The sequence below is a fragment of the Vibrio sp. VPAP30 genome (genome assembly GCF_001188205.1).
Lineage (GTDB): Bacteria > Pseudomonadota > Gammaproteobacteria > Enterobacterales > Vibrionaceae > Vibrio > Vibrio bivalvicida.
The window spans coordinates 67835-81249 of sequence record NZ_LBLS01000019.1 but is presented as its reverse complement, the minus strand read 5'-3'; the positions used below and the strand labels follow the sequence as shown (position 1 = coordinate 81249).

The 13415-nt window shown below is 41.0% G+C and carries 13 protein-coding genes; 10 read left to right on the top strand and 3 right to left on the bottom strand.

The features are described 5' to 3' along the window. Positions 1-23 precede the first annotated feature (23 nt). From ZX61_RS08155 to rfbC, 10 genes are read left to right on the top strand one after another with little or no spacing between them, the layout of a single operon-like run. Positions 24-1805 carry a polysaccharide deacetylase family protein gene (locus tag ZX61_RS08155; protein ID WP_049844183.1) on the top strand — a complete coding sequence of 594 codons (1782 nt, stop codon included), beginning with the start codon at positions 24-26 and terminating at the stop codon, positions 1803-1805. A 2-nt stretch (positions 1806-1807) separates the two neighbouring features. Continuing rightward, positions 1808-3037 (top strand): O-antigen ligase family protein, encoded by a 1230-nt coding sequence (locus ZX61_RS08150; RefSeq protein WP_049844182.1) that lies wholly within the window; start codon positions 1808-1810, stop codon positions 3035-3037. Positions 3038-3040: 3 nt separating this feature from the next. After that, positions 3041-4069 carry a lipopolysaccharide heptosyltransferase II gene (waaF, locus tag ZX61_RS08145; protein ID WP_049844181.1) on the top strand — a complete coding sequence of 343 codons (1029 nt, stop codon included), beginning with the start codon at positions 3041-3043 and terminating at the stop codon, positions 4067-4069. A 4-nt stretch (positions 4070-4073) separates the two neighbouring features. Then, on the top strand, positions 4074-5111 hold the full coding sequence (locus tag ZX61_RS08140; RefSeq protein ID WP_049844180.1) for a glycosyltransferase family 9 protein: 1038 nt from the start codon (positions 4074-4076) through the stop codon (positions 5109-5111). Positions 5112-5120: 9 nt separating this feature from the next. Continuing rightward, complete coding sequence (locus ZX61_RS08135; RefSeq protein WP_049844179.1) at positions 5121-5903, top strand: glycosyltransferase family 32 protein; 783 nt, start codon at positions 5121-5123, stop codon at positions 5901-5903. A gap of 21 nt (positions 5904-5924) precedes the next feature. After that, positions 5925-7196 carry a lipid IV(A) 3-deoxy-D-manno-octulosonic acid transferase gene (waaA, locus tag ZX61_RS08130; protein WP_049844178.1) on the top strand — a complete coding sequence of 424 codons (1272 nt, stop codon included), beginning with the start codon at positions 5925-5927 and terminating at the stop codon, positions 7194-7196. A gap of 52 nt (positions 7197-7248) precedes the next feature. Beyond that, positions 7249-8307, top strand: a complete 1059-nt coding sequence (gene rfbB / locus ZX61_RS08125) for a dTDP-glucose 4,6-dehydratase (RefSeq protein ID WP_049844177.1) — start codon at positions 7249-7251, stop codon at positions 8305-8307. Positions 8308-8315: 8 nt separating this feature from the next. After that, positions 8316-9182, top strand: a complete 867-nt coding sequence (rfbA, locus tag ZX61_RS08120) for a glucose-1-phosphate thymidylyltransferase RfbA (RefSeq protein ID WP_049844176.1) — start codon at positions 8316-8318, stop codon at positions 9180-9182. A gap of 7 nt (positions 9183-9189) precedes the next feature. Then, on the top strand, positions 9190-10071 hold the full coding sequence (gene rfbD / locus ZX61_RS08115; RefSeq protein ID WP_200904227.1) for a dTDP-4-dehydrorhamnose reductase: 882 nt from the start codon (positions 9190-9192) through the stop codon (positions 10069-10071). 9 nt (positions 10072-10080) lie between these two features. Next, positions 10081-10629 (top strand): dTDP-4-dehydrorhamnose 3,5-epimerase, encoded by a 549-nt coding sequence (rfbC, locus tag ZX61_RS08110; protein ID WP_049844174.1) that lies wholly within the window; start codon positions 10081-10083, stop codon positions 10627-10629. Positions 10630-10654: 25 nt separating this feature from the next. Here the strand turns inward: rfbC and ZX61_RS08105 are convergent, their stop codons facing one another. Genes ZX61_RS08105 through ZX61_RS08095 form a run of 3 tightly spaced genes read right to left on the bottom strand, consistent with a single transcriptional unit; the run spans position 10655 to position 13400 of the window. Continuing rightward, complete coding sequence (locus ZX61_RS08105) at positions 10655-11629, bottom strand: hypothetical protein (protein ID WP_049844173.1); 975 nt, start codon at positions 11627-11629, stop codon at positions 10655-10657. After that, positions 11629-12696, bottom strand: a complete 1068-nt coding sequence (locus tag ZX61_RS08100) for a glycosyltransferase family 9 protein (RefSeq protein WP_049844172.1) — start codon at positions 12694-12696, stop codon at positions 11629-11631. The genes ZX61_RS08105 and ZX61_RS08100 overlap by 1 nt, the downstream gene beginning before the upstream one ends. Beyond that, positions 12693-13400, bottom strand: coding sequence for a 3-deoxy-D-manno-octulosonic acid kinase (locus ZX61_RS08095; RefSeq protein ID WP_049844171.1), 708 nt, complete (start codon positions 13398-13400; stop codon positions 12693-12695). Before ZX61_RS08095 ends, ZX61_RS08100 begins: the two co-directional genes overlap by 4 nt. Positions 13401-13415 lie beyond the last annotated feature (15 nt).

Here is a 13415-nt window from a genome sequence, read left to right as displayed (position 1 = left end):
TTCCAAATGATTCGAGTTAAATAATGAATATCTTAATGGCACTCTCGCAGTTAGAGGTCACAGGCGCGGAAGTTTATGCCACAGCGGTCGGCAATGAACTAACGGCTAGAGGGCATAACGTTCATTATGTGTCTGACACTTTAACAAAACCTTTTGAAGGCGAATATTTCAGGCTACGTTTCAACAAACGCAGTATCCCTCGCCGTTTTTGGCATGTCGCTTATCTAGTCTATTTGATTAAGAAGCATAAGATTCAGCTTGTCCATGCTCACTCTCGTGCTTCCAGTTGGAGTTGTCATGTAGCATGCAAAATCACCAGCACGCCAATGGTCACTACAGTGCATGGTAGGCAACCTGTTCATACATCTCGAAAAAGATTCCATGCAATGGGAGATAGAGCCCTTCCCGTATGTGAGGCAATTAAAGATCAGTTGGTCCGAGAATTAGGTGTTTCAGAAAAACAGCTAGAAGTAAGCAGAAACGGCATTGAAACAAGCAAATTCACCTGGTTAGAAGCTCCGGAGAATGAAAATCCAATTGTGACTATTATTGGCCGCTTAACAGGCCCTAAAGGGGATCTCTGTTATCGACTGCTTGATGAGTGCCTAGACACAAACTCTTACGATGTAAAAATCGTCTCAGGCTCTCAAATAGAATCTCGTTTTGATAAATTTAGACAGCGAGTAGATTTTTGTGGCTACACCAATGATATAGCCTCTGTTTTAGCTACTTCCGATCTCGTGATAGGTGCAGGTCGAGTAGCAATGGAATCTCTACTGTGTGGAAGACCCACTCTTGCGATAGGCGAGGCCAAAGCGATAGGCTTAGTTGACGAAAACAATATCAAAGAAGCAATGGCGAGCAACTTTGGTGATATTGGTCCAAAAGATCTAGATATAGATTTTTCATCAATTGAACAGCAAGTGAAACTCGGTCTACAAAACAAGTATTGTTACAAAGAAGTCGTTGCAACGATAAAAGAAAGCTATAGCCTAACGAAGATTGTCGACCAAATAGAAAACACCTACCAAACAGTTTACGTCGAGAAGCTGCGTAAAGAGATGCCAATCATTATGTACCACCGCTTTATTAAGGATGACAACGAAAAAGGTGTACATGGCACATATTTACATGTTGATATGCTAGAAAAGCATTTCAAGCTAATCAAAAAGATGGGGTTTGAAACTATCACCTTTGAGGATTTAGCCAAAAAGGGCTTAATCAGTCGGCTAGAATATGGCAAACGCTATATTGTCATTACCGTTGATGATGGTTATAGAGATAACTATGAACTACTTCTTCCTCTACTAAAAAAGTACAACTTCAAAGCCGTTGTTTACGCGGTTACAGGTGAAACTTTTAACCGTTGGGATGTTGAGGTTGCAGATAACCCAGAGAAACCAGTAACACTAATGAATGCAAATGAGCTTAAAACCTTATCAGACTCTGGGCTTATCGAGATAGGAGGGCATACGGTCAGCCACCCTCATTTAAATACTTTATCTCCAGAGAAGCAAGAAGCTGAGATCAAGGATAATAAGGAAGAACTTGAAAGGTTATTGGGTAAGTCTCTAACCTCTTTTGCGTATCCTTACGGCTCGCTAGACACTGATTCTAAATATATCGCGGATAAACTTGGCTATCAATTTGCCGTAGCGACTAATAGTGGCCCTTTGGCTACACATCAAGACCCATTTCAAATTCGTAGAATCGCGATTTTTCCACGTACATCCACATTTGGCTTACTCCGAAAGATTCGTGGTAGTTACCTTTTTAAAAAGCTTAAGAATAAGACTACAGGTTGAATATGTTTACCCAATTATCGTATGGAAAAAGCATAAATTGGATTATGTTCCTCGTTCCTGCTCTTTTACTAACCACAAAGAATGTAAGCATAGCCTTCATTGCTTTATCTATCTTAATTTCTATTGTTTATTTATATAAGAACTGGGACAGACTTACTTTCAGTAAGTTTGACCTTGTCGTAACCTTATGTATGTCATTTTATTTCCTTGGTGCAATCCCAATCACAGTTTATGACGGGACTACTGCTAGATACTTTCAAGGTGGTATTAGGTTACTATTATGCCTGCCTCTTTACTTCGCATTGAGAACATATCGATTGCAAGGTGATCTCCAGTTTAGACGTTCCCTAGAACTTGGGGTTCTTGTAGGTTCAATTGGTACCTTTATATTGGCATGCTATCAATACTTAATACTAGGGATGCCACGTGTAGACGGCTTCTTATTTAGCATCAACTTTGGCTACCTAGCATGTGCATTATCCTTCTTAGGACTAACATTAAGTTTCAAATCTAAGCTAAAGACTCTACTTTTAATTGGTTCAGCACTCTCTTCCATAGCCGTTATATTCACATTTACACGAGGAGCCATATTCACAATACCTATCCTTCTTGTGATTCTAGCTTTATTTAACCTAAAACAAATAAAGAAAAGATATATTATGGGAGGGATAGTTGCTTTCTTTTTGGTTGTATTCACACTTTACAAAGCGTCAACCGACTTTAAAAATCGCATAGATTATACTTCTCATGAGCTAGCTTTAATTTATTCAGGCCAAGTTGGAGAGTCGACTTCGTCAGGTTACCGCCTGCAATATTGGCAAGGAGCAATAGAGGCCTTTAAAGCTAGTCCTGTAATTGGACTACCTTACAAACAACGAGAAGAAATTAATCACCAACTATTCTTAGAAGGAACAATCAGTAAAGGTGCTTCTACAATCACAAGAGGGCATGCGCATAACCAATATTTTGAAATGTTGGCAACCAATGGTTTATTAGGTCTGTTCAGTATATTCGGAGTATTCATTATTCCGTTCATTATATTTAGTAGTCACTACTTTAAGATCAAAAGTAACTGGTCGCTATCGGCTGCAATATTTGTCTGCGGATTTGCCATTTTTGGTTTAACGGAAGTGCCACTCACTGCCAACCTTATAGGCTCGTTCTATGGATTTATGCTAGCAGTATTCTTTGCAATTATAGCATCTGAAAAGCGTAACAAGTCGGTTTATTAAACGATGAAGATTCTAGTAATTGGTCCATCATGGGTTGGCGATATGGTAATGTCGCAAAGCCTTTATTCGACTTTGAGACAGTTGTACCCAAGTGCAGAGATAGATGTCCTTGCCCCAGCATGGTGTAAACCTATCTTGGAGCGCATGCCAGAAGTCAATCGAGCCATCGAGATGCCAATGGGGCACGGTGAGTTCAACCTAAAAGGTCGCTGGCAATTAGCTCGGCAACTAGCTAAAGAAGGGTATACCCACGCTTATATTCTGCCTAACTCAGCTAAATCTGCTTTGATTCCATTTTTCGCAGGTATCAGTTCAAGAATAGGCTGGAAGGGAGAAATGCGTTATGGTCTACTCAATGACTTACGACCAGATAAACGTGTTTTCCAATATATGGTCGAGAGATATGTTGCTTTAGCATATTCTAAAGGTGAGATGCTTAGCAACGTCAGACTAGCAAACTGCCCTAGACCTAACCTAACTATCGACTTATTAAACCAACAAAATGCGAGATCTCGCTTAGATCTAGAGAGCACTCGACCTATTATAGGACTGTGTCCTGGAGCAGAATTCGGCCCAGCTAAGCGTTGGCCCGACCCTTACTATGCACAAGTCGCTCAGTTTGCAATTGAAAATGGCTATCAGGTTTGGCTATTTGGCTCAGCCAAAGATAGAGATGTCTGTGAGCTCATTCGCTCAAAATTGTCGAATGAGCAAGCTCAATTATGTTTCAACTTAGCAAGTGAAACGTCTCTGATTGAGGCTGTCGATCTATTGGCAGCGTGCCACACTGTCGTCAGTAATGACTCAGGATTAATGCACGTCTCTGCAGCCGTCGGTTGTAATATCGTAGCAATTTACGGCTCAAGTTCACCAAAATACACACCTCCACTCACCGATAAGCTAAGAATGGTGCACACTGATATAGATTGTCGGCCATGCTTTAAGAGAGAATGCCCTCTAGGTCACCTAGACTGCCTAAACAAACTAACACCAAACATTGTTATTAATGCCTTAAAAGAGTTTATCGGATAACACTATGAATCACTTATGGTTTGAGCGCGGTGCTTACGCCTCTTCAACTGCGCGTCATTACCTTACAAATGAGTTTGCCCCTGAGAAAGTAAAGAAAATTGCGATTTTTCGTCATGCCGCACTAGGTGACCAAGTGATTGCTCGTCCAATGCTAGTAGAAGCTAGGAAGTTTTTTCCTAACGCTAAAATAACGCTAGTAGGCGTATCGAACTACCAATATGGCGCCCCTTCTGACTTAGCGGATGAAACTATTTTTATGACCGGGCGTCATAAGAAAAAAGAACTGACATTGAGAGAGCAAATTGCTGAGTTCAAGCAACTTGAAGAGCAGGATATTATCTTCGATGTTGCTGGCACAAGTCGTTCATACTGGATGACTCTATTTAGCAAAGCAAAGCTCAAGTTTGGATTCCCATACAAGTCTTACCTTTGTAGCTCTCTCTATAATATCGCAGTGTTCCGCTCTGACTATCAACCAGAGCTAGAAGTGATGCTAGACATGTTAAAAATGCTTGGCCATAACCCTCAGCGGCCACTCGATTTCGCGTACCCTAATCACTACAAACTGTACAAAGAAGAAAAAGGGAATAAGCCAAAAATTCTTTATTTCAATGGCGCTTCAACTAAAAGTAAAATTCTCTCAGAACAACAGATGAAGTCACTCATTGAAGAAGCCATTGAGATATTGCCTAGTTATCAGCACGTCTATCTAGAAGGAAAAAATGATTTTGAGAAAGGTGATTTCCTCAAGCATTTAATCGGTAAGGATAACTTTGAAATTCAAGAGTGCCTTCCTTTAGAGGAGTTAGTAGAATACTCTGCGCGAGCAAGGTTGGTGGTTGCCCCAGACACAGGGATCAGAAATATAGCAATTGCAACCCATACACCAACAGTCGGTATTTTTTATTCGACGGTTCCATTTCGTTATACTCCACTAGAAGATGACCATCGGATTGTCATGAATGCAAATGGCGATATCCCAAGTAATAGCCAAATTCTTTCAGTGGTACAACAAGCACTATCAACACAGAACAACGCCTAAAGGTCAAACATGAACACATTTTCCATTATGGTCGCTAACCGCACTATCAAACTAGTCGGCAATATATTTAAGGTTCTGGCCTACCCATTTCATTTTGTTCTTCCAAAAACACGCTTTACGATTCCAGAGCACTCTCCTGCTAGGGTTCGCTCCAGTGACTCAGATGGCGTAACAAAGATAATCTGGCAAACTAATTATTCCAACAGATCCACATTGCCTGTTTACCTCAACTACCTTTTTAACCGCTTGATGTCTTTAGATTACGAGTACCGCTATGTGAGTACTGAAGGTCGCGAAGAGTACCTTAAAGAGCACGCACCAAGAGAGGTCTACAACGCCTACTTAAAGCTGACTGATGGAGCGGCGCAAGCCGACTTATGGCGTGTAACCACTCTTTACCTGCAAGGTGGTATCTATATGGATATTGATGCAACTTTGGTTTGGCCTCTGAAGCGAATTCTCAAAGGTGTCAGCAAATCGCTTTACATCAAAATTAAAGGCGACACTGAGATTACCAATTACTTCCTAGCCACATGCCCAAACAACCCAGAGTACAAAGCGGTAATGGATGCCATTGTCCATAATGTAGAAAATTACGACCCAGCGAAAGGTGTCTATGGTACGACTGGCCCTCAAGTGTTTAACGATGTGCTCAATACACAAGAAGTAAATTCTCGCCGCCGCCGCTATGTTTGTATTCAAGGAACATTCACCAACGAATACTTCCAATACTTAGATAAACCACGTGGTAAATGGACGCATCAAGATCCAAACGACCTTATTAAAAAGTAACCAAAATCAGGATTGTTCAAAGTGCTTATTCGTTGGCTGTATACACTGCTACTTACCTTCTTCGCACCATTCTTGCTGTTTGGCTTGTACAAAAAAAAAGAAGGTAAGCCCAATGTTGGTTCACGTTGGAAAGAGCACTTTGGTATTACCCCAAAATTAGAGTCAGATAAAAGACCTATATGGATTCATGCAGTATCAGTGGGCGAAACTATCGCAGTTACCCCACTAATCAAGCAGTTAAAGCTAGAACACCCTGAGACTGAAATCGTCCTTACGACTACGACTCCCACAGGGGCCGAGCAAGCTGCTAAGCTTGGTGAACTAGTAAACCATCGTTATATGCCGTTAGATTTTCCATTCGCTGTTAAAGGTTTTATCAAAGCGATAAAACCTTGCAAGATGGTGATCATGGAAACTGAACTATGGCCTAACACTCTCTACACAGTAGCCAAAAACGACATTCCAATCAGTGTTATCAATGCACGCCTATCTGAGCGCTCATATCGCCGCTACTCAATAATTCAGCCAGTTTTTAATCTACTAAGCGAAAATATTGATCAATTATTATGTCAATATAAAGATGATGCAGAGCGATTTGTTAAACTGGGAATCGACTCCAACAAAGTGACCGTAACAGGCTCAATTAAGTTCGATATACGTATTGAACCCACTCACATTAAGAACGGCAATCAACTTAGAGAGCAACTAGGAAAAGAACGCCCAATTTGGATCGCTGCTAGTACGCATATAGGTGAAGATGAGCAGATTTTGCAAGCCCAGCGAGAAATCTTAAATCGTATTCCCAATGCGCTTTTGATTCTTGTTCCACGTCACCCAGAAAGGTTCAGCTCTGTATTTGAACTGTGTCAAAAAGAAGGTTTTTCTGTTCAGCGTCGAACCGACTTGAATGAGAAAGAACTGCAAAATACAGAAGTCTACTTAGCCGATACCATGGGAGAAATGTTGGCATTGATCCAAGCCGCTGACATCTGCTTTATGGGCGGTAGTTTAATTGGCGACAAGGTAGGTGGGCATAATGTTCTCGAACCGGCAGCATTAGCCAAACCTGTTCTTTCTGGCCCTAGCTATTATAATTTTACAGAAATAGTACATAAGCTATTAGCCCATAAAGCGATTATTATCACTAACTCACCAACGGAAATTAGTAAGATAATATTGGAACTCCTGAGTGATAGAAAGAAACTAACTCATCAAGGTGATCTAAGCGAGCAATGCGTCAATGACAATAAAGGGGCTTTGGTCAACACTCTAAACCTAATCACGAAATGGTGAGTTGAAATACTTTAACTTAATTTAGTCCTTCGACACGTTTTATAGGCAAGATATGAAAATTTTAGTTACTGGCGGTGCGGGTTTTATAGGCTCAGCGGTTGTCCGTTATATCATTCGCAATACGCAAAATTACGTAGTAAACGTAGATAAACTCACTTATGCAGGTAACCTCGATTCTCTACAACCCATAGAAAGTAGCGAGAGATATTTCTTTGAGCAAGTAGACATATGCAATAAAGTCGAACTTGAACGCGTATTTCAAGAACATAAACCTGACGCAGTTATGCATTTAGCTGCTGAATCGCATGTTGACAGATCCATTGATGGCCCTGCAGATTTCATTCAAACCAATATTGTCGGTACTTGTACTTTGCTTGAAACAGCTCGCTCATATTGGTCTCAGCTAGAACCAAATAAAAAAAGAACATTTAAGTTCCATCACATTTCTACAGATGAAGTTTATGGTGATCTAGAAGGAACCAACGATCTTTTTACCGAAACAACGCCTTATGCACCAAGTAGTCCTTACTCTGCTTCAAAGGCTTCAAGTGATCATCTAGTCAGGGCTTGGCTTCGCACTTATGGAATGCCTACGCTTATCACCAATTGTTCAAACAATTACGGACCATATCATTTCCCAGAAAAGTTAATACCACTAATGATTCTCAATGCTCTAGAGGGGAAGCCACTACCAGTTTATGGTAACGGAATGCAGGTTCGAGATTGGTTGTATGTCGATGATCATGCCAAAGCGCTTTATACCGTCTTGACTAAAGGAGAGATAGGAGAGACATACAATATTGGTGGTCACAATGAAAAAGCTAACATAGATGTCGTGAACGAGATTTGTAGACTACTAGAGGAACTGGTTCCAAATAAACCTCATGGAGTTGGTCAGTACTCTGAGCTAGTAACCTATGTAACTGATCGCCCTGGTCATGATGTTCGTTATGCTATTGATGCGAGTAAAATTGAGCAAGAGTTAGGCTGGGTTCCTGCGGAAAGCTTTGAGTCAGGCCTTAGAAAGACCGTCGAGTGGTATCTTGACAACCAAGCTTGGTGGCAACGAGTATTAGACGGCTCATACAACAGAGAAAGGCTAGGAGCATAAGGCACAAAATGAAAGGCATAATTCTCGCTGGAGGTTCTGGAACTAGACTCTATCCACTGACACGTGGAACATCTAAGCAACTACTCCCAATCTATGATAAGCCGATGATCTACTATCCTTTATCAACATTAATGTTGGCGGGGATACGAGATATTTTGGTCATTACCACCCCAGAAGACAACGCAGCATTTAAGCGATTGCTAGGGGATGGTTCTGGATTTGGAATCTCCATTCAATATGCTATTCAGAAAAGTCCTGATGGTTTGGCTCAAGCATTTATCATTGGGGAAGAGTTCATTGGAAATGACTCAGTTTGCTTAGTGCTTGGAGACAATATTTTCTACGGGCAATCTTTCAGTAACACCCTTCAATCTGCCGTACAAGAAAAATCCGGAGCAACAATTTTTGGCTATCAGGTTCGTGATCCAGAACGCTTTGGAGTTGTTGAATTTGATGGCCAAATGAAAGCCGTGTCTATTGAGGAAAAACCAACTCACCCTAAGTCTGAATATGCTGTGACTGGTTTGTATTTCTATGATAATCAGGTGGTTAACTTCGCCAAATCTGTCACTCCCTCAGAAAGAGGTGAATTAGAAATAACCAGCATCAATCAAATGTATTTGGAATCAGGGCAGCTAAAAGTCGAGCTTCTTGGTCGAGGGTTCGCATGGCTAGATACTGGTACGCACCAAAGTCTGCATGAAGCTTCCTCTTTTGTACAAACCATAGAGCATATTCAAGGATTAAAAGTCGCCTGTCTCGAGGAAATTGCTTGGCGGAATGGTTGGTTAACATCAAAGCAGATAAAGGATCTCGCTAAGCCTATGTCTAAGAATGAATATGGTCAGTATCTATTACGCTTAGTTCAAGAGTAAACACATTATGAAAATACTTGTTACTGGTGCTAATGGGCAAGTCGGGCAATCCTTAGTTAAGCAGTTAAATAATGAAGCTGACATTACCTTTCTCGCGCTAGATAAAGAAAATCTAGATATCACGAACAAAGACGCAGTAGAGAAAATGGTGCAAGAATTTTCTCCCGACGTCATTGTAAACACAGCAGCCTATACCGCCGTCGACAAAGCAGAGAGTGAACCTGAGATTGCTGATTTAGTAAACCATCTAGGACCATATAATCTTGCCGTTGCAGCCAACAAACTTGATGCCACCCTTGTGCATATCTCAACCGACTACGTTTTCTCTGGAGAGGCAACGAAACCTTATGATGAGAAAGACACAACTGATCCCGAAAGTGTTTATGGCAAAAGCAAACTAGCTGGTGAAATAGCTATAGCTAATGCATGCCCTCGTCATGTTATTTTACGTACCGCTTGGGTCTTTGGAGAACATGGCAATAATTTTGTCAAAACTATGCTACGGTTGGCTAAAACTCGTGATTGCTTAGGGGTTGTAGACGATCAGTTAGGTGGACCAACCTACGCTGGCGATATCGCAAAGGCGCTGATTGTAATTGCTAAAAAAGTTGCCTCTGACGAAGCAACATTGTTTGGCACTTATCACTATTCAGGCTTGCCCCATGTAAGTTGGTATGAGTTTGCTACAGATATATTTGAACAAGCTTATCAACAAGAGCTTTTAGCTCGTATTCCAACCGTAAATGCAATTTCAACTTCTGAGTTTCCTACTCCTGCTAAGCGTCCGTCGAACTCTTGCCTCAGTACGAGCTTGGTAGGAAACAAATTCAACTTACAAGCTAGCGATTGGAAACAAGCACTGAAAGACTTAACAGCTTATGTGGATTAATTTAAAGCTATGAATGTAATTGATACGAATATTTCAGATGTAAAAATCATAGAACCGACTGTTTTTGGAGATGACAGAGGGTTCTTTATGGAAACTTGGCAACAGAAAAAGTTCGAAGAGCTTGTCACACATAAACCGACTCCATTTGTCCAAGATAACCACTCCAAATCAAAGCAAGGTATTTTGAGGGGACTACATTACCAACTGACCAATACGCAAGGCAAATTGGTTAGAGTTATTTCAGGAGAGGTATTTGATGTTGCTGTTGATTTGCGCCAAGGCTCACCAACGTTTGGCCAATGGGTAGGTGTATACCTTTCGGCTGAGAACAAGAGGCAATTGTGGGTACCAGAAGGATTCGCACACGGATTCTATGTAACCAGTGAAGAAGCTGAATTTGTCTACAAATGTACTGACTATTACAACCCAAATTCAGAAATTAGCATTCAGTGGAACGACCCACAACTCAATATCAACTGGCCTTGTGAGCAAACTCCGTCACTATCACAAAAAGACGCAAATGGGGTACCGTTCCAAGAAGCGCCACTGTTCAAGTAACAACCAAGGTATAGCGCTCGATACGTTATACCTTACTTAGCACATTTCTAACCCACGAAGGAAGCATGTATTTCTCTACAATCTGTTGTTCAGGCTCAATATAAGGGATTGAGAAAAACTGCTCCGGAACTTGATAACTACTGTCCAACACCACCATATTTTCTGCGCAAAAAATATCATAATGCTTCAAGTTCTGGTTCGTCGTTATCAGCTTCCTTTGATAACCTAAACACTCATATACTCGAAAAGAAAGCCCAGCTTGGTGTCCTTGCAAGAAGTCTAAGATCGCCTTTGAACTCTCAATATTACTTTTAAGTTCATCCCCTAGCATTAATTTATCTGTCACTTGAATCCGCTTATCAGTAATTGATTTTCTCTTTCTGGGATGGTCAATATAAAAATGGATGTTAGGTGAAATGCTCGGGTTAGCATCTAGGAATTTCACTACCTGTTGATATCTTTCTTTGGTATAGCTCATGATGGAAAATACGTCATACTTAGCACTTTCCAACGACACTGACGTCGTCCATGAAGGATCCAGGTAGTTATTGATTTTAATCAGATCATAGGCATTACAATCTTCGTGGTCATAGCTAAATACAACGTCAAATAGATCCAAATGTTGTTTATTCTCAGGGGATTTAGTCAAACTGTCCCAAAGAGTCGCGACTAGTTTATTGCAATGCTGCTTAAGCAGTTCCAAATGTTCACGCTTAAACAAGCTAGGCTCTGTCATAATGATGGCATCAAACTTTGGTCTAGCAATAAAAAAGGAGTTAATTGTCCGCGCAATTTCAGCATCGGTAATACGATGTTTATAACTGTTTTTCGTTACAAGCTGATAGATTTTAGCAAGTACTCGATGACAACCATCGAAATAACCAAACTTTGAAAAGTCCGAGTGATCTAGATGTACCACTTCGTGGCCTTGCTGCATCATCTCTCTCACAATGGGATCCGCTAACCCCGCCCAATTGGGGCATATAAACAGAATTTTCATCAGCTCACCCCTTCTCCAAGTAACGACCTTATTTGGGGAATGACCAAAGTGCTATCAAAATTATTGACTTCCCCACGAGCAACAATGACTTCTGCAATATCAGAATTTGGATGCCAGTTGGAAAAGTTAACAGCATCATCGCTATAGATAGCAACTTGAGGTTTGAGAAGCCCAGAAGCGATATGAACAATGGAGGTATCGACAGAGATAACAAGCTTGGCTTTAAAAACTGCTGCAATCGCATCATAAATTGACTGGCTATCGGTAAAGTGAACAACTCTATCACTCGTCAGTTTCATTGACTGAAATTGCTCTGTAGTGTCAGGAGCAGTTAATACAACAACTTTAAGAGATTCATCTAGACTAAACACTGCATCCGCAATAGCTTTAATCGATTCACGACTGAGTTTGCGCTCATTGCCACTTCCAAACGGATTCAAGAGAACATAATCATTGATTCCATTCGCCGCAATAAAGTTTTCAATTTTAGCTACCGACTCGGAGAGCACTGGTACCTGATATCTCTCAGCAGGCTCTGATATACCCAAAAGCTTGGTTACATAATCGAACTTTTCTGCATAGTGGAGACCCTGAATATCAGCGGAAATATTGATATCGACCAATTTCAGTAAGCTATCCACACCAACGATGAGCTTTGAATCTAACTTGTTTAGCAGATAGATATCTTTCATCTTCATATCAAGGTTAAGTGATGCGACAACATCTACGGTCCCTAACTGCTGACAAACTGCCCGTATCTCACTATAGGAAGGACGTTTACTAAGAGGAACAACTTGATCCACGGAAAAATGTTGCTTGAATAGAGGTTCCATCGATGGCGTGGTCAATACCGTAATTTTAATATCAGGCCTGTACTTGCGAATTTTATTGATAACTCCAGAAGAGACAATCGCATCACCGAGCTTGGCGTCATTACGAATAAATAAGATGCTTTGCGCCTGTTTAGGATCAAAAGCTGATTTTCTCTTACGATCAAACAGCAAGACACCAAGATGTCTTCTAACAACATCCCGAAAACGTTGCAGCCGGCTAATAATAAATCTCATTGAATACCTTTGTGATCAGATAGAATTGCGGGGAAATCACTCTGAGACCACTTTATCTGTCTCTTACCCACTTCTTTCTCAAAAGAGCGCTTCAGTCGCTCTAAGTTCCCCTTTTTCCAACTATCTCCTGCTTGTTCGTGGCATTTATCGAAGTCGATAATCCAAACTTTTTCATCATCATCAAGCAAGATGTTGTGGATATTGAGATCAGTGTGGTTCACTTGCGCATCATGCATCTTACGGATTTCTTGACCAATTTTCTGATATATTCCTGCAGAAAGCGGCTTTTCTATCAGAATCGATACCAAATCTCTGGCATTAGGTACCTTTTCACTCAATAAATCGGCCGTATAACTCAAGCCATTTTTGATAGCACGGGCGGCAATAGGGGTAGGGACGTTGACACCCGCTTGGATTAGCGTATTCAAGAGCTGAAACTCTTGGTAGCTACGTGTTTGCTCCCAGCCTGAAAAACGGTAGCTGTCTTTAACCAATTTGCCGAATAGACCACCACGACGATAGTGTCTCAGCGCCGCAGGCATTGACTCGGTTTGTACAAACCAAGTTGTACCACGACCTTGAGCACTACCAATGACTTTACCATTTTGCTGCCAATAGCTTGGTTCAAAAACTTGTTTAGGGTCTTCTTTGAGTAGCTCTTCGTCATACCATATGGTCTGATTATCAAACTGCAAAGTCTTCATAAATGGTGATCTCTC